This window comes from Emergencia sp. 1XD21-10, assembly GCF_009936045.1.
Lineage (GTDB): Bacteria > Bacillota > Clostridia > Peptostreptococcales > Anaerovoracaceae > Senimuribacter > Senimuribacter intestinalis.
The window spans coordinates 1-16,805 of record NZ_QWEQ01000036.1; the positions used below are offsets into that span (position 1 = coordinate 1).

A 16,805-nucleotide genomic window follows, 5' to 3' on the forward strand; every position below is an offset into this window, starting at 1 on the left:
CAATACCGATCTATTGCTTATGCGGGGGAGTGACCGGCATTTTCTCATCGCAAAAGGATGGGATGCACAAAGCCAGAATTGGGATCACGGTCAATATTTCGGTTGGGACAAGGAAGCCTTAGCAGATGCAGCATCTGAATTTGCCGGTCATGCTTATGTGCGAAGATGCTTTGCGCAAAGCTCGTTGAAGGAACAATTTAAGACAATTCTTGAAGCAGAGTTTCCAGAGACGATAGGAAACGATACATTGCAGGAAGATTTGTATGAAAATTTTATGGAAAGCAACCAAGAAGGATTATTTAACAACGATTTAAGGCGGGAGGTTGTGAGGGAGATTGAAACCCAAAGACAAGTAGAAATAGAATGGGAGACAGAGTATGAGTAATCACGTAGAAAAAAAGAAAGTCAAAACAACTAAGAAAATGAAAGAGATGGTAAAAGATATGCCAACCATAAACCAGAATCTTATGGATATGGTTAATTTAGAATATAGAGCGGATTCAGAGCTATATAAAAGTAGTAAAGCAATATTAGAGGCGTATGGGTATACCGTGTGCCTGTTTGACTTGGAAAATCCCAGTCATTCCACGGGCTATAAACCAAATGGAGGTAAAAACCAGTGAGAAGTAATAATGAGATTAAGACCATGAAGCTACCTCGTTTTTTAGCCAAGTGGAACGTGATTCCGTTGACAGTAGGCAGCATTGATTTGGTCATTTTTTTTACGTTTAATTATGTGATAAACGTGGTACTTAGCTTAGTTCGAAACGGCCTGTCAGAAACGTCTTTTGGAGTTTGGAACATTTTTCCGCTTTTCTGGTGTTGGAGTGGACGCATAATTGGATTGTATTTGTTTTTTTTGCTGGTTATGGCAGCATTGGACAGCATCCTTGTATATCAAATCAGGGCGAGTTTGTCAGATAAAGAACTAAGGCATGGGCAGAAAGGTACCGCAAGGTGGACCACACAAGAAGAAGTACGTCATCAATATAAAGAGGTGCCCTTAAAAGATGATTTCTATCCAGGTAAAGGAGGCACAATTATATCCCGGCAAGGGGAAACTCTCTATATTGATGATAGCCACTCTAATACACTGGTAATCGGCACGACCAGATCCGGTAAAGGTGAGATGTATGTTTTCCCAAGCATTGACGTCTATTCTAGGGCGAAATTGCTGAAGGATAGACCGTCTATGATCGTCGCGGACCCAAAGCTGGAACTATATAAAAGCAGTAAAAAAACGCTGGAAGCGCGCGGGTATATCGTGCGGCTGCTCAACCTTGCAGACCCGATGCATTCTATGGGATATAATCCACTGCAGCTGGTGGTGGACTACTATCGGGCAGGACTTGTGGAAAAGGCACAGATGGCGGCCAAGACTTTCAGCTTTTCCATTTTCGCTGCGGATAATTCCACGCAGGAGCCGATTTGGAAAAACACAGCGACGGACTTGTTTACCGCGCTCATCATCGCCATAGCTACAGACTGCATGGAGGAAGATAAGCAATTAAATGAACGCCGGCGCAAAGCATGGAGCCAGAAACGCAATGCTTTTGCCGCTCTTACAGAAGATGAGCAGCAGAGGGCAAGAAAGAAATATGAAGAACTTGCAGGCGATGGGGAAGACATATTGCTTGAGGAACGTCTCTACTATATTCCACCAGAGGTGAGTTTTGCAGAAGTACATCCTAATGAGAAGAAGGTTAGCTGTTTTTCATGCCTGAATTTTTTTAGGGAGTTGTGTGATAGAAAAGCCCTTGCAAGAGCAACAAGCCAAATGGAACGGGAAAAGATTGCAGAAACGGCTCTGGATGAATACTTTAACAATCGTCCACCACTGGATTATGCAAAAAGTCTTTATCAGGAAATTAAAACAGCAGGCGACAGGACCAAAGGCAGTGTATACCTTAATATGCAGTCTGCGGTATCCATCTTTGCACTGGATAATATCGCGAGATTAACCGCAGAAAACGATATCGATATTGAGGAAATCGGCTATAGTGAAAAGCCTGTGGCAATTTTCATCGGTATTCCATCAGAGGATAGATCTAATCATTTTCTGGTCACGACTTTCATCGCTCAAGTCTACCAGTACCTGTTCAATTTAACTAAGACGCGCAAAGGCAGCAAGCAGGGCAAGCTGGATCGGCGGGTAAAGTTCATTCTGGATGAATTCGGAAACTTCCCGGAAATCGAAAACTTTGCCGGTTTTGTGACGGTTTGTCTTGGTCTTGGTATCAGTTTCGACATTTATGTACAAGCGCTTAATCAGATTTCGGCAATATATAAGGATCATGCTAAGACGATTCTGGAGAACTTTGCAAACCAGATCTACATCAAGAGTGTCGGAAAAGAAACAGCAGAGGAATTTTCGGAGGTATTGGGCAAAACCACTATCGTGGAGGTGCAGCGCTCTGGAAGCCGGTTTACGTTGGATAAAAACTTTACTGAAAGTGCGAGTGAAAGACCGCTTATGTATCCGGATGAGCTTGCCAGGCTCAGAGAAGGGGAGTGCGTGGTCTATCGCGGCATCAAGCGAACTGACCGGCTGGGCGTTGCGATTGAAAGCTACCCGATTATAAATGAGTATGCTGATGAACCGTCAGAGCGAATAAAACAGCAAATCAAGAGTGAAATGCTGGAGGCAAGAAGCCGTGGTCAAATTATGCAGCATCCGGATAAAAATGAAAATCGGGATCTGGCAGCGGAAGAAGAAATGCATATCCGTATTGGGCGCTGGCGAATGCAGCAGGGTACGGCTCTTTTATACAGGTACATGTATCTTACTGACACATTTCCCAATCCTGATGATATTGCAATTGAAGACATTAACACGGAGAGCCGAGCGCATATTGACTATACATCTATGATTTACGAACCAGATACTGCAATTACGAATATGGCAAGGCAAACGGAAGGCTATATGAAATTGGAAGAATTGCCGGAGTATCTGTCTCTTTGCTACAAGCTGCAGCAAATTGATGAGGCATATAAGGAGACTCTTGGCATCACCACAGGAAAAGAAACCTTGTCAAAAGTTACGGAAGCTGTCTGTAAAAGCGGTTATACAACAGAAGAAAAAGAAGAAATACTGGAATTGATGGGAGGCGCAGCATGAGTAAGAATGAACTAATTGATTTTTATTTGGTCAATGGTGATTTGTTTCAGCAAAATAATGTAGTTACAAGTGCGCTGAGAACCTTTGGGTTTTGGATTCTGAAGCTGCTTACCACTGTGGCAGATGCCTGTCAGCAACTATATGACATTACCTTTGGGCTTGTAGATTTTACAACGTGGCCCAAAATCAACACTCTTATTGAAGAATTTAAACCGGTCTTTGTAGCGTTTATGGCTATATCGATTTTTGCTCTTGGAATTATGCTCATCGCAAACCACGAGAAAAAGCCGAAGATTGCAATCAATATTTGTATTGCCTGTTTATGTGTGACCTGCTCGGCAGTAGTATTTCAGCAGCTTAATACGGCAGTTTTGGATGCAAAAACGGGTATAGATAGCGTGACGGAGGATACTGCAGCTGGAAACGTATATGATATCATAGGAAACAACATGATGGATATCTATTATCTGGACCAGCAGATTGGGTTAAGTAATATCAATTATGAAGAGAATGAGAATAAGCTGCCGCATCCTAAAATGACCAGCCAGAGAATGAATGTCATGGATTATGCGGAAGTGATGGATCCCGACAGTGACAGTTACGATTTTAATGATGCAGCAGCAGAGGATATTCTGACGCAGATGATTATTACTGGAGGTGATGGTAGCAGCTATGACATCGGAGAAATTTATGATGGTGTAGCTTGGACGTCTATAGGTAATAACTTTTATTACCGTTACAAGATCGACTATCTCCCGGTGATATTGGAAATGCTATCCGTCATTGTCTTATATATTGCCATGGCATACAAATGTACCAGACTTGCTTTCGAATTAGTTTTTGCAAGGCTTTTAGCGTATCTTTACAGTGCAGAATTATCTGGCGGACAAAAGATTGCAAAGATCTTAGTTTTTATCAGAGATACATATATACTGCTCTTTGTTACTACTCTTTGCATCAAGCTGTTCTATTTCTTTACAGCGTACATTGATGAGATAGCAATGAACTCTCTGCTTGAAGCTGCGATTATTCTGTTTATTGCCTTTTCCGTTGTTGACGGGCCGAATCTGGTGGAAAAACTCCTCGGCATGGACGCTGGATTAAAGTCATCGACCGCACGGATGATGGCAGTATATAAGGCAGGTAGTGGCGCAGCACATAAAGCAATGCATACGGCTGCGGCGCCGGCAAAGATGGCTGCACGCTACGGTATGCAACGCCATATGATGAATCGTCAGGCTACAGCTACTAATGAAGCAATTCGTAACGCTATGGGTGGCAATGGAGATTCTGATAGCTTTATGGCTAACGGACAGGCAAATGATGCAGAGGTAGCCTCTTCTGTCGAAAATGATAATACTGGGCAAGCACAATCCGAAACAGATAATCTTGATGCAGGGGGCAGACATAGTGCAGCGCAGCAGGATTTTTCTGACACATCCTTTATGGATTCAGATGCTGCAGCAAATGCAGAAGATGATGAAAATGGTAGAGGGCAAAGATTGCAGAATCAGGAGTCCGGAACTTATGATGCAGCCTTCATGGATAACTCTGCAGATGAAGGAACACCGATTGGCGATACTAGCAGCGATACTTCAGAAGAAGGCAAGCAGCAAGGTGCATTTATGGAAAACGGTGGGCATGACGGCAATGAACTATATACTGTAGCTGGGAATCAAAATGAAATGGCACAGCATACTGATTTTCCAGAGAAGTCTGATACACACATCAATGATTCCAGCAAAAAACCAGATCGTTTTGAACAGATGATGGAACAAGGTGGCATAAAACGACAGCAGAACAGCAGTCTGAACCAGAATCGGGTAATCTCAAGATATAAAGGTCGTATTTTTGATCGCAACATCAAGGAGAGAAACAGAAGAAAGGATGATGAGGAATGAAATATTTGATTACGGAGGAAATTGAAAGTCCTAATCGTGTGTTTAAAAATGTTGAGGCACTGGATTTCTTCTTTGTTTTAAGCTATATGGCGATAACTTATGCGCTGAAAGCTATGGTCCACCCTTCGCTTCATCTCCCGTATTATATATTTTCACTGCTTTGTTGCATCTTTTTGACCTGCAGGAGTGCGTTTAATCGCAAGAGAAGAAATTTGGAAAGCATTTTTTTGCTTTTAAAACATAATACGTCTGTTTATAGGGCTGTATACGAAGAGGAGGTGCAAGAGTTTGTTGCAGAAATCGAAGATAAATAAAGAAGAGAAGGGGCGGCAGGAAAGCAAACCGGCTGCACAGAAGAATAATCTAGATATCCTACCAATTCGGTATTACGATGAGGATGCCGGTGCATTTGTATTAAATGATGGCAGCTATTTTGATATTTACGAAAAGGTAGCTGATGACGTGGACAACATGATGGAAGATGAAGTGCAGATGCTGATGATTAGGCTTGCAAAATTTTTGAAGCTGTATAAGGATGATATTAAGATTATCAGCATGAACTTCCCGACGAATCTACTTAGCCAGGAGAAGAGACTAACGAAGAAAATGCAGGAGACTAACGATCCGGTGCGAAAAAAATGGCTGCAGCGTTCTATCTCGGAGCTGCAGCGCGCAGAAAAAGGAACCCGGAAAAGGGAATATTATTTTGTCCTCATGAGTAGAACTGCGGAGCAGCATTACGATCAGGTGCAGCAACTATCTATCCTTGGAGATGGTGTACGTGAGATTAGTCTGGAAAAAAAGCTGCAGATCGTGTACAAACTGTGCAATCCAAACTCGCTGATTATAAGAGAGGAAGGAATAAAATAAAATGAAAAGAAAGAAACAAAGTGCGAAAGCGACAGATTGTATAGATCTGCCGCTTTTTTCTTACATACAGCCGCAAGGCGGAATCACCTTTGCTGCACCGAACTATATCACCACTGGCGATGGCTATACGAAGATTATCCATATTTACCGTCTGCCTACAAGGCTGGACGACTACTGGCTGTCAGACATTACACGGCAAAAGGATTGCATTACAGTGATTGATGCTTCAACTAGAGATAAGCGCGAGGTTCAGAAAAATATTAACCGTGCGCTGCAGGAGGAATTTAGCCGGGAGCTGCACGCTACGAACTATCAGGAGGTCTACGATAGCAAAAAGCGGCAGCATCAGCTGCAGCTCATGTACGATGAGGTGAAATCCATGGGAGAAGTGGTCAAGATGATGCACTTTCGGATTTTTGTTTCAGGTAAGAGTCTGGTCAGTGTGGAAACGCAGTGTGGGGAAATCATGGAGAATCTGGAAGCAGATGAGTATATGCCGACGATTTTGCTCAATGAAGGAGAGAGGGAATGGAAATCTCTCTGGCAAAGCTATACCAGGCAAGCAGCAGAACCCTTCGCTATTAAGGGACTGTCACTCATGACAGAACAGATTGCCGGCGGATATCCGTTCAAGTTTTCATCCCTTGAGGATGATGGCGGAGATCTGCTGGGCTTTACTGGTTGCGGAGGATGTGTGGTGTATGATGAGTTTGCGAAAACAGACAGGCGTAAGCATTACAATACTCTTGCAGTAGGGGATATGGGTAGCGGAAAATCTACCTTTTTAAAGAAGCGTTTTCGTTCGCGTGCTGAGCGAGGTGACTTCGTGCGCTGCTTTGACATCTCTGGAGAGTTTACGCAGCTGACAAGAGAGTTTGGTGGCAAAATCATAAAGTGTGACGGACAACATGGGCTTTTGAATCCGCTGGAAATTCTGAGATCTGGAGATGATGACGGAACTAACTATGTTCGCCATATTTCAAAGGTAAGTGCATTTTATCAGTGCTTAGTACCGGGAACCACTTATGAAACACTCATTGACTTACAGAATATTTTAAGGTCTTTGTACGAGCGCTTTGAGTTAGTGCCGGGAGAAGGAAACCGCATTACAGGGCTTCCAGCAAACAGATATCCGACGTTTTCAGACCTTGCTGCTTATATAAAAGAAGAAATGGATGTGAAAACAGATGAAGCAGCAAAGGCAGATGATGTGCGAAAGGCGCTTCTGATTCAGGAAGTCAGCCAGCTGAATAGCATATATAAAGCAATTTCGTCTCTCGTACGAAACTACGGCCAAATGTTTGATGGACATACAACCATTGATAATATTGTTGACGAAAAAATCGTAACTTTTGACATCAGTATGATTAAGAATCTGGACAACATTTTCGTCGCCCAACTTTTTAATATGACTTACTTCTGCTGGGATAATGCTGTTGCCAATGGGAGTCTGATGAAAGCGCAATTTGAGAATAAGGCGATTGACTTTGAAGATGTGGTGCGGTTTTTAATCATCATTGATGAGAGCCACAGATGGATTAATGCAAAATTTGAGTTTATCTTGGATCTTATCATCATTATTCTTAGGGAGGCTAGAAAATATTTTGTCGGAGTTACATTGGCATCACAATCTATCCGCGATTACGCACCGGAAGGATCATCAAGCGAAGCGATAGAAAAACTGAAGATTATCTTCGAACTTACGCAATACAAGTTTATATTCAAGCAGGATTCCAGCGTATTGCCACTGATAGATAGATTATTTGGCGGCGTGCTTAGTCCTTGGCAGCGGGAAAAGATTCCGTATTTGGAGCAAGGCGAAACGATTCTGTCAATTGCTGGAGATAGGAATATCTTTTTTAAAGTATGGCTTTCAAAACAGTATGAGGAGCAGCTGTTTGCCGGAGGTGCATGATGGATACTTCCAAAAAAAGATGGATTCTTTCTTTTAGCATTGGATCAGGGGGGATTCTTTTTCTACTATTAATACTGCTTCTTGTTATTGGCGTCGCTGTTACAGCAGAAAGCGGTGGTAGAAGAGGCGGTATTAGCATGGAGGGGCTGCCGGAAATCCTAACAGAAGAAATGATTATGGGAGCCATGGACAGCGAAGAAAAATATGACGTGCCGGCATCTCTTACACTGGCACAAATCATTTTAGAGAGTAGCGGCAGTTATCCGGGAGGTTTGTCGCTGCTCGCTTATGAATGTCATAATCTGTTCGGAATGAAAGGCATTGGACCTGCCGGTTATAAAGAGTATCAAACTGGTGAGCAGACATCAGGCGGAGAAAGCTATGTGATTACGGCAAAGTTTAGAAAGTATCATAATGTCGCAGAAAGCATTGACGACCACGGGCAGCTTTTATCGAGTGGTCACTATACGGCATATACCAAGGGTTGTAAGACTGCGGATGAATGGGCGGTTGCCATTCACAAAGCAGGCTATGCAACTGCTGTTGATTACAGTCAGCGTCTGATTGAAATTATGACGATGTATGACCTGTATCAATTTGATAATGGCGGAGGCTATGTAAAAGGAAATGGCGCAGCTACAGGAAAATATGTATGGCCTACTGTATCCAGCGGTATCATTACATCATACTTTGGGTATCGGGATGCGCCGACTGCTGGTGCAAGCACATACCATGAGGGAATTGACATTGCAGCATACTCCGGTGCACCTATATATGCAGCAGACGGGGGAACTATCATTTATGCACAAAACTCCGGTGGTGCAGGTGGCTATATGATTAAAATTGACCATGGCAAAGGCATCCAAACCAGTTATATGCATTTGAGATCAGATGGCATACTGGTAAAGGCAGGTCAGAAGGTAAGCAGGGGACAAAAGATTGGAAAGATGGGAACTACTGGTGTATCAACGGGAGATCATCTGGATTTTCGTATTTTTATCAACGGAAGTGCGAAAGATCCACTAAATTATATAAAAAAGCCAAGTACAAAATAAGAGGTGAATCATAGATGGAAGGAAAAGTTTACATATCGGCAAAAGATGAAATGAAGAAAAAAATTAAACTGGCGATGGCAAAACAGTGGCACATTATTTACACAGATAATCTGCAGGAAGCAGACTATATTTTAATAGAAAAACAACCGGATGACAGTCTGTTGGATGCGCAGTTTGCAACGCTGATGGCAGCGCGGGAAGCGGATATCCCCGTTAGATACTTTAAATTGGAGAAAGAAAAAACGCAAATTGCTGCTATGAAAGAAACACGCAAGAACTTCGACATGGAGATTGAATAATGGGAAATATAAATGACAAGGTGGTAGAAGAACGCAATGCAAAGATAAAAAGGAGTGGCAACCGACTGCTGGTAAGCATCTTTATTTTGTTTATCGGTGGATATTTTTTCTTTTACACGTCTAATTTTTGGATGCCGCCGGCTTATGAGGATATCCAGGTCACGAAGATTGGCAGTACAGTTGAAAAGAATGACCGTAAGGTTACGCTATTGTCATGGACGTGGGACCAGGAGACTGCGAAGCAGGAGATTATATTAGATATCACAAACGGGTCAGCCGATGGTATTGACACGTATGCATTTGAGGCAGTGGACATTAACAAAGGGCAGCTGGATGTAGATGTAGTCTGCCAGGCACCAGACTTTGTGGTGCTTTGTATCAATGATGTGCCAAGCAGGTGGACCGAAATATCTTTACGTATAAAACTGCCGGAGGAGGTTAATCCGGAGGAGGTGACCTTTGATACGATTAGAATGTATACCTCAAAAGCAGCGATTGGAAACATGCAAATAAGGGAAGGAATGAATGAGAGAGCCTACAGAAAAATGGCATGCGACATTAGAATAGCGGGTTACAATGCACAAATTGATCAGCATCTTGTGGATATTGAATCATTGAAAATGACGATATCTAATGCAGAGAAAAGGATAAAAGAATTAGAGAAAGAGCAAATTTATCAGACTGAAAGCGAACAGGCAGATACACTGACCATGATATCATCTTTACAAAGCGAAGCTTCTGCAGCAAAAAGTGAACAAGAAAATGCAAAGAGAGAAATCCGCCAGCTGCAGGAACAGATTAATCTGCAGGAAAAGTTAAAGTCTACATATTAGAGGGAGGTGAAACGATCCATGGAAAATATTGTATTTATAGGAAGTCCAGTTGCAGGATACTTTGCCGAAGAAGTTGCCCGTGAGCGGGAATATGCTTATATGCAAATTGATGCAAACGCCCATATTAAACGGACGACCAATGATATTTTAGCTTATGCAGGATACGGAAAAAATCCCGTCAGTATTCTGATTTATGATGTTGACAGCTATATTGACAGCGCTGAGGAAATAGCATCGGAAATCGCCGGAACGGCCCGGACATTAAATGCCAAACCGATTATATATATGCCGTCGTTTTTACCAGGTGCAGCTCTACCGCAGGCGCTGCTTGCTAAAGACATAAAAAACTTTATTTTTTACGGCTCTGCAGCAGACCTGAAGGATCAGCTGCAAAAGAACATGGGAGGGTACTATGACGTAAATACACGCAAAGAAGTTGAAGAAATGGAGCGTGTTCAGGCAGAAGCACAAGCAAGAATTGACAACTTCCGCAGCATCGGCTTTGCAGGAACCCAGTGCCGCATCGGCACAACAACCCAAGCAATCCAGTGCGTGAAGTATCTACAGCTTTTAGGCTATACTGCCTGTTATGTCCAGCTGAATCAGACACAGTATTTTGACCTGTCCCATCGCAGCGGCAAAGTCAGGGCTGTATCTTATGTGGAAAAATGTGCAGCGTGGTATGACGAGCGCAAAGGTCCCGCCGTGGTTTATGGTGGGGTGGATCTATATGAAAGTCAGGAAGCACTGACAGAAGCGCAAGAAATCTATGACTATTATGTTTATGATTACGGCGCTGTCTTTGACCGAGATTTTGATCGCACGGCATATATTAAGGATGACGTCAAAATTCTGGTGGGTGGAGGTAAAGTGCAGGAGTATGATGCGCTGGAACGGATTATTGGTCTTCCGCCTTATGCCTCCTGCAGCGTGATTCTATCATTCATGCCGGAGGGCAACGATGATAGGAACGATGCCTTGCGGTTGCTCACAGCCGCAGGTGGTAATCGTCCCATTGTTTTTACGGGCTATACGCCGAATCCATTTGTATTTAGTGACGTAAAAATGTATGCAAAACTGTTGCCACTGGAGGAAAAAGTGATAGAAGAGCTGGCGGAAGCCAAGCTGCAGAAAAAGCGGTTTGCATTTAGAAAGAAGGTGAAAGCATGAGTTTGTACGGAAAAAAGGCTAATCTTGTGCAGGAGCGACAGGAGCAGGAACAACTGAAAGAAAAATATGGAATCGAAGATGAAACCCATCAGGTTGAAGTTAAGGTAACGAATAACACCGTGCATTATATTTTTTATGCCCTTGGTCTTACTGCAAGAGTAGCTGCAACGATTAGCATTGCGGTACTTGCTGCAACAGGCGTTGTTGCCTGGACGTTTCCTGCATGCCGTGAAGAAGTGCTTAAAGTGACATTGGAAGCATGGGAGTACATCGTGCAGGGCTTTAAAGGAGGTGCATGATGCCAAAAATCGTAAAAATATATCTTGTGGATCACCCACAAGTGAAACGAATGCTCATCAGCAAACTACAATTACAGTTAAAGCGAGGGGTATATGAAAAAATAGATGAAAACGCAATAACACGCCTATTGTATTTTGATAAAGAAATTATTCTGGAAAAAAGCATAATTGCGGATCCCGCATATATCGCTCTCAAAAAAATTGAAAATGCTATCGGCGTGCAGTATTATAACGCATTTGAACCAGGGTACAGCGGTGCTGTGCGCTTTGATGGCCTTGCCAAGAAGGCAAAGCTTACAGGGAAAATGGTTTATAGATGCGACCTTATGACGGCTGACTGGGATACGGATCAAGTCTACTCCTTTGATGTGCAAGAAGCTGATACGGTAAGATTTGCCTTGAAACAGTGGATCTGTAATAACATGACTGCGACTTATACAAGGTGTTTACAGGATTATGGTGTAGATTTACGTTATGATCCGGAAATATTTCCGCTACTTGCAGCCATCGCAAAGCAGCAGGATGCACAATCCGTCATAAACATGTCGGAATGGGGGAATACGACTCCTAAACCGTATAGCTATCTGGAACTGTTCTGTGCGCTTGACGGACAGATTTCTCAGGCAGATTTAACCGAAATTCTTTTTGATTTTTATGCTGCAGGGGTAATCTCCTGGCCAATGGCGGTGGGAGACGGTTTAATGGAGAGCATGGCTGAACGGATTTTACAACTAGATAGTCTGACGGGTACACCATGGCAGAAACAGGCGCTGCAGTATCAGTATCGCGATTTACCACCATACATTTGGAAAAATACTGATACTCAGTGTGGCATATGGGTTCTCAATGTACCAGGTTTTAACGCCCTATACGCAGAAATTCAGAATGAAAAGCAGAAGTTAGTGTTGGACACGCTTATTCGCAGACAGTTGTCTTTGTACGTTCCGGATCCAGCTCAAGTAGTGAACATGGGCACAGATATACAGACTCAAAAGCTGCATACAGCAGATAGCTTGGTGCGCTTGCTCAGAATTTATGCTGCAGGAAGTCAAGAGGAAATTACAAGTATTATGGGAAAACTGAGTGCTTGCAGGTACGTAATTAGGGAAGGCAAAGGCTATAAGATACGAGAAATTGATAAAAGTATGCTGCAGTATTTGCCACAGCCTTTGCACAACATGGACATCTATAGCCGTATATATCAGGCAATCCAGAAAGTAATTGATGGAAAGATAACAGAGGGCATTTACAAAGAGACCGTAGATTGTGTTATGCAACAGGATATTGTGAAGATGGAGAAAAGTCTTTCAGGGAGGAGAACGGTGAATGAAGTTTGACTTTGATATGAATAATGAACGAACACAGCGGAAGATTGGTATTATGGCTGTAATTCTTGGCATTATCCTTATTGCAGGAACAGGATTGTATTTCTTGTTTTCAGATGATAGTGATGCAGAAAAACAATTATCAGATAACGCTGATCAGACAGAACAAATTGACAAGGAGATGCGGCAAGCACTGATTGATGAAATTAATGCAGATGCCAGCGGCGAAGAAGAAATAGACAAAGAGAAAGCTAAAACAGTCATGGGACTGAGAATTGTTATTACAGATGAGATTCTGGATTTGTATCTGGACGGTAATGTGGAAAAGCTACAGGAGGAAATGGTGAATTTTCTTGTAGAGTATGATTTCTACATGGATGTCACAAAGGCAACCTGCACGCAAATCGTCACTATGGATTATAAAAAGGATGTTGCCCATATAGAATTTAAGCTCAATGATCCGGCAAGAACCATCTTAACGCTGGAATACAAAGAACATAACAAATATGAGTTCAATTTCCGGTAAGGCTGGCCCTTGCCGGTCTTTTTTATTATATGAAACTTCTTGAAGTATTTTTCTTTTGTCTGTTCACTTGGTTGCTCATTTTATCACCTTCATTCGTTTCGACAAGGGGCGAGCGGTTGTAAAAATCATGGATTTTTCTCCACCGGCAAGTCTGCCCCCATTGCCTCATCTCACTACGGCGGGTCGCCTACGGCGTCCTTCTTTCGCAACTATCAAGTGAACAGCACGACAGTGCTTACAGTGCAGGCGTGCTAATTTTAAAAGCCTGATAGGCGGAAATGGAGGAAAATATGAAGAGTTTTGAAGAATTTAAGACAGAGGTGATGAAATGGATGCAGGAGAAGGCAAAGGAGCAAGATTATATTCTGTCGAAAGGACAGAACTACAAAGTCAACCAGCAGTTGGACTACGTAAGTCTTGGAAAAAAGCAGAATCCATCATGTCAGCCCATGGTATATGTACAAGATATGTACATTACATACCATGAGGAAATGGAGAAGGGCGATTTTTCGGAAAAAGACATTGTCAAGATACTCTTAGAAGAGTTCTGGGACATGCTCACGTCCCATCTAAAAATAGCGCAAAATATGGCAGATGAGCTGTCGGATGCAGAGAAGGTGAAGGATATGATTATATGCCAGCTTGTAAACGCAGATAGAAACAAAGCGATGCTCAGAGACTTGCCGCATAGAGATTATCTTGACTTAGCGATTATTTACCGCATCATGTTTGCAGACGGAGGGTCAGCCGTCGTCACAAACGACATGGCAGAGGTACTGGGCATGAAAGAAGAAGAACTTTATCTGATGGCAAGGAAAAATCTGAACCGTATCCTGCCAATTATGGAAACGAGGGTTGGAGTTGACGACGTTGAGATGATTTTTCTGACGAATGCCAGTAACTTATTTGGAGCGGCGACTATTATGGACACAGAAAAGTTAGAGCAGATTGCAGAAAAGTATGGAACCGATCTTTATATCATGCCTGCATCTATCCATGAACTTGTTATTACGCCGGTAAACTGGAACAGGGAAACCTTAGAGGTAGCGCTTTGGGAAGCCAACAGAAGCGTTATCCAACCGGAAATATATCTGTCGGATACGCTGTACCGTTACGATAGAGCAACAAGAACAGTCAGGATAGCGTAAGAAATAATTTGACTGGAGCAGGAGGGGAGAAATCCCCTCAATGCTCCGCTAAAAAAGGAAAAGATCAAGAGAGTAGATGATGTAATGGTAGAATATAAACCTGACGAAGCAGAAATTTGGGTTTGATTATGCGTATACGTGTTGCGCTGGGTGAAGGATGGATATCTTTATAGGTAATTGTAAGAAAAATTGGCAAAATACTTACAGCAGTGGGCGGCGTAGTACATCAGACGATAGGGGAAATAGTCAAATACTTCAATGAGAGATACAAGCAGACTTTGCACCTTGATATTGATAAAAATTTAATAGGTCAAAAACTCAATATCCTTTTACGAATGAAGTTTTTTATGATATGATACTATATATTAGTAGATACAACATCATATGGCGTTGCATGAGTTAATAAGGATAGAATATGAGCATAGATGCAAGAAATAAAGTAGTTGAATTGATTGAACAGAAATACAAAAAATTAATTGAATATATTGCAAAAGATATAATTGCAGATGCATTTCTGGTAGAAGACATATATCAGGAAGTGGTACTTAATTTTATTTCACTACATGAAGATAAATTCGACCTTCCACCGGACGAGATGAAGAATTATTTATGTGCTGCGGTTAGAAATACCGCATTAACAATGTTAAAGAAAAAACAGAAGACAGCTGTTGCTGAGCAGGATGAAATCGACTGCAGACAGTTGAATATGGACAAACTTAATTTGGAAGCATTTCAGGATCAATATGGCTTTGGACTGGAAGTGCAGGAACTGCTTGTAAAACTTGATAATAAGGATAAAGATATTCTTTGTCTGAAATATGGAGAAGGTTATTCCAATGAGGAAATCGGAGAAATGATAAATTTGAGCGAAGAAGCTGTAAGAAAACGAATATACAGAGCTAGAATACGAATGCAAAGTATCTTGATTGAAAGTGAAGGAAGGTAACTATGACCGACTATGATGTAGAAAAGAAAGCGGAAGAATTACTGCAAGCTATCGGAAAAGAACTGGCAAAATCAAGAGCAAAATATGCAGATGATATTTTAAGTGGAAAAGATATCCCTCTATATGCAAAGTCAGTACAGAAAAAATGGCCCGCTCGAAAAAAATTGAAAAGGACCATGATTCTGGTTGCCGTACTGATTATGATGATGGGCCTATTCATTACATCAGTTACCGGTGTAAGCGAACGAATATTTAATTATTTTGCAGAGAAAGGTAGTGTCAGTACTCAAATCAAACCATTTGAGGAATCGGATTCTACAGGAAAATTGCCGAATTTTGAACTTACCTATCTGCCGGAAGGTTACAGCCTTTCATCGGAAGACTACGAGAAATCAGTAAATTCAAAGATGTATGTGTCCGATGAAAACAAGTATATTTATATGACAGTGCGGCCCAGCAGTACATATGCCGCAAGTGTGGACAATGAAACTATGCAGGGAGAAACGACAAGGGTAAGTATCTATCAGGCACAGGTCTATTACGATGATAATATGAGTTACATTGTATGGCAGGTCGGCGATTATACCCTGGATGTTATTGGCACGGTATCAAAAGATGAAATCAGAAAAATTGCAGAAAGTGTAACCCTTTTAGAAGAATGATGCCCGGATAAATGAAAACCATCACCGGCGACTTATTATTATTCTAAAGTGGTGAGAAAAATTTTTTGAAAATTTTAAAATTGTTGTCCCAAAATTCCTTTTTAATTAGTTATATATATAGGAACTAATTAAGGAGGAGTTTTTTTATGAAAAAGAAATGTGTTTTTTTATTGTCTATGGTGGTAATGCTGATTTTTTCCACAACGTTTGTATGGGCTGGAAACGATGATCTTCAGACAGATAAACCATCAGATGAATTAGAAATGGCGTACACCTATCCATCTTTAGTAAACCCTGTTTTTAGTATTACATCGGGAACTGCAAATTGTGGAGTGGATTTTCATTTAAAATCGGATAAGACCTTGGATTACATCTTAGTAACCGCAAAAGTAAAGAAAAGCACAGGTACTGTTGTAAAGACATTTGAGGAAAAAGTATACTCTAAGAGTATTCCGATGAAATGGAGAGGAACCTATAAGCTACAATCAAAGGGTACATATTATTTGGATTGCACAATAAAATGCTATAAAGGTGGCGTTGTAAAGGAAACGATTACAATGAAATCTGCGAAAGCAATATATTAAAATGGACATTGAAAATCGTGCAAAATTTTTTAAAAATCTTGTCCCATTTTTGCTGGTCAATTGCCAAGGTGAATTCTAGTTTGCCTAAGTAAATGTCAGGTACGCAAGAGTGGAGGATGTAAAAAGCTATGGAAAGTAGTGAAATTGATGCCAG

Annotated in this window: 18 protein-coding genes; all 18 read left to right on the forward strand. The window is 41.7% G+C overall.

The features are described 5' to 3' along the window. A partial coding sequence (locus D1151_RS15240; protein WP_161909458.1) for a hypothetical protein occupies positions 1-385 on the forward strand: 385 nt, incomplete at its 5' end. Continuing rightward, positions 378-623, forward strand: a complete 246-nt coding sequence (locus D1151_RS15245) for a hypothetical protein (RefSeq protein WP_160202579.1) — start codon at positions 378-380, stop codon at positions 621-623. The genes D1151_RS15240 and D1151_RS15245, both read left to right, overlap by 8 nt. Further along, complete coding sequence (locus D1151_RS15250; protein WP_161909459.1) at positions 620-3,118, forward strand: type IV secretory system conjugative DNA transfer family protein; 2,499 nt, start codon at positions 620-622, stop codon at positions 3,116-3,118. The genes D1151_RS15245 and D1151_RS15250 overlap by 4 nt, the downstream gene beginning before the upstream one ends. Further along, positions 3,115-5,019, forward strand: a complete 1,905-nt coding sequence (locus tag D1151_RS15255; RefSeq protein ID WP_160202581.1) for a pLS20_p028 family conjugation system transmembrane protein — start codon at positions 3,115-3,117, stop codon at positions 5,017-5,019. The genes D1151_RS15250 and D1151_RS15255 overlap by 4 nt, the downstream gene beginning before the upstream one ends. Continuing rightward, entirely contained in the window at positions 5,016-5,333 is a 318-nt protein-coding gene (locus D1151_RS17405; RefSeq protein ID WP_160202582.1) for a DUF5592 family protein, read from the forward strand. The genes D1151_RS15255 and D1151_RS17405 overlap by 4 nt, the downstream gene beginning before the upstream one ends. Continuing rightward, complete coding sequence (locus tag D1151_RS15265; RefSeq protein WP_160202583.1) at positions 5,308-5,889, forward strand: conjugal transfer protein TraC; 582 nt, start codon at positions 5,308-5,310, stop codon at positions 5,887-5,889. Before D1151_RS17405 ends, D1151_RS15265 begins: the two co-directional genes overlap by 26 nt. Before the next feature lies 1 nt (position 5,890). Continuing rightward, positions 5,891-7,804 (forward strand): VirB4 family type IV secretion system protein, encoded by a 1,914-nt coding sequence (locus tag D1151_RS15270; RefSeq protein ID WP_161909460.1) that lies wholly within the window; start codon positions 5,891-5,893, stop codon positions 7,802-7,804. Continuing rightward, positions 7,804-8,859, forward strand: coding sequence for a peptidoglycan DD-metalloendopeptidase family protein (locus tag D1151_RS15275; RefSeq protein WP_160202585.1), 1,056 nt, complete (start codon positions 7,804-7,806; stop codon positions 8,857-8,859). Before D1151_RS15270 ends, D1151_RS15275 begins: the two co-directional genes overlap by 1 nt. A gap of 14 nt (positions 8,860-8,873) precedes the next feature. After that, the gene (locus D1151_RS15280; protein ID WP_160202586.1) at positions 8,874-9,158 is read left to right on the forward strand and encodes a hypothetical protein; all 285 of its coding nucleotides are present in this window, start codon (positions 8,874-8,876) and stop codon (positions 9,156-9,158) included. Further along, positions 9,158-9,991, forward strand: coding sequence for a hypothetical protein (locus D1151_RS15285; protein ID WP_161909461.1), 834 nt, complete (start codon positions 9,158-9,160; stop codon positions 9,989-9,991). Before D1151_RS15280 ends, D1151_RS15285 begins: the two co-directional genes overlap by 1 nt. An 18-nt stretch (positions 9,992-10,009) precedes the next feature. Next, positions 10,010-11,161 carry a hypothetical protein gene (locus D1151_RS15290; protein WP_160202588.1) on the forward strand — a complete coding sequence of 384 codons (1,152 nt, stop codon included), beginning with the start codon at positions 10,010-10,012 and terminating at the stop codon, positions 11,159-11,161. Beyond that, a complete protein-coding gene (locus D1151_RS15295; RefSeq protein ID WP_160202589.1) occupies positions 11,158-11,460 on the forward strand; it encodes a hypothetical protein in 303 nt (100 codons plus the stop codon). Before D1151_RS15290 ends, D1151_RS15295 begins: the two co-directional genes overlap by 4 nt. Beyond that, positions 11,460-12,797 (forward strand): hypothetical protein, encoded by a 1,338-nt coding sequence (locus D1151_RS15300; protein ID WP_160202590.1) that lies wholly within the window; start codon positions 11,460-11,462, stop codon positions 12,795-12,797. Before D1151_RS15295 ends, D1151_RS15300 begins: the two co-directional genes overlap by 1 nt. Continuing rightward, positions 12,787-13,311, forward strand: a complete 525-nt coding sequence (locus D1151_RS15305) for a hypothetical protein (RefSeq protein WP_161909462.1) — start codon at positions 12,787-12,789, stop codon at positions 13,309-13,311. Before D1151_RS15300 ends, D1151_RS15305 begins: the two co-directional genes overlap by 11 nt. A gap of 290 nt (positions 13,312-13,601) precedes the next feature. Beyond that, on the forward strand, positions 13,602-14,459 hold the full coding sequence (locus D1151_RS15310; RefSeq protein WP_161909463.1) for a DUF5688 family protein: 858 nt from the start codon (positions 13,602-13,604) through the stop codon (positions 14,457-14,459). Positions 14,460-14,874: 415 nt separating this feature from the next. Further along, the gene (locus D1151_RS15315; RefSeq protein ID WP_161909464.1) at positions 14,875-15,405 is read left to right on the forward strand and encodes an RNA polymerase sigma factor; all 531 of its coding nucleotides are present in this window, start codon (positions 14,875-14,877) and stop codon (positions 15,403-15,405) included. Between the two features lie 2 nt (positions 15,406-15,407). Continuing rightward, entirely contained in the window at positions 15,408-16,067 is a 660-nt protein-coding gene (locus D1151_RS15320) for a DUF4367 domain-containing protein (RefSeq protein WP_161909465.1), read from the forward strand. Between the two features lie 146 nt (positions 16,068-16,213). Continuing rightward, positions 16,214-16,651, forward strand: a complete 438-nt coding sequence (locus D1151_RS15325; protein WP_161909466.1) for a hypothetical protein — start codon at positions 16,214-16,216, stop codon at positions 16,649-16,651. The last annotated feature ends 154 nt before the right edge of the window (positions 16,652-16,805 follow it).

What these genes read in the sequence shown, in the direction of transcription:
- D1151_RS15245 (WP_160202579.1), top strand. Translation starts at nt 378, where the DNA reads ATGAGTAATCACGTAGAAAAAAAGAAAGTCAAAACAACTAAGAAAATG.
- D1151_RS15255 (WP_160202581.1), top strand. Translation starts at nt 3,115, where the DNA reads ATGAGTAAGAATGAACTAATTGATTTTTATTTGGTCAATGGTGATTTG.
- D1151_RS17405 (WP_160202582.1), top strand. Translation starts at nt 5,016, where the DNA reads ATGAAATATTTGATTACGGAGGAAATTGAAAGTCCTAATCGTGTGTTT.
- D1151_RS15270 (WP_161909460.1), top strand. Translation starts at nt 5,891, where the DNA reads ATGAAAAGAAAGAAACAAAGTGCGAAAGCGACAGATTGTATAGATCTG.
- D1151_RS15275 (WP_160202585.1), top strand. Translation starts at nt 7,804, where the DNA reads ATGGATACTTCCAAAAAAAGATGGATTCTTTCTTTTAGCATTGGATCA.
- D1151_RS15280 (WP_160202586.1), top strand. Translation starts at nt 8,874, where the DNA reads ATGGAAGGAAAAGTTTACATATCGGCAAAAGATGAAATGAAGAAAAAA.
- D1151_RS15285 (WP_161909461.1), top strand. Translation starts at nt 9,158, where the DNA reads ATGGGAAATATAAATGACAAGGTGGTAGAAGAACGCAATGCAAAGATA.
- D1151_RS15290 (WP_160202588.1), top strand. Translation starts at nt 10,010, where the DNA reads ATGGAAAATATTGTATTTATAGGAAGTCCAGTTGCAGGATACTTTGCC.
- D1151_RS15295 (WP_160202589.1), top strand. Translation starts at nt 11,158, where the DNA reads ATGAGTTTGTACGGAAAAAAGGCTAATCTTGTGCAGGAGCGACAGGAG.
- D1151_RS15300 (WP_160202590.1), top strand. Translation starts at nt 11,460, where the DNA reads ATGCCAAAAATCGTAAAAATATATCTTGTGGATCACCCACAAGTGAAA.
- D1151_RS15305 (WP_161909462.1), top strand. Translation starts at nt 12,787, where the DNA reads ATGAAGTTTGACTTTGATATGAATAATGAACGAACACAGCGGAAGATT.
- D1151_RS15310 (WP_161909463.1), top strand. Translation starts at nt 13,602, where the DNA reads ATGAAGAGTTTTGAAGAATTTAAGACAGAGGTGATGAAATGGATGCAG.
- D1151_RS15315 (WP_161909464.1), top strand. Translation starts at nt 14,875, where the DNA reads ATGAGCATAGATGCAAGAAATAAAGTAGTTGAATTGATTGAACAGAAA.
- D1151_RS15320 (WP_161909465.1), top strand. Translation starts at nt 15,408, where the DNA reads ATGACCGACTATGATGTAGAAAAGAAAGCGGAAGAATTACTGCAAGCT.
- D1151_RS15325 (WP_161909466.1), top strand. Translation starts at nt 16,214, where the DNA reads ATGAAAAAGAAATGTGTTTTTTTATTGTCTATGGTGGTAATGCTGATT.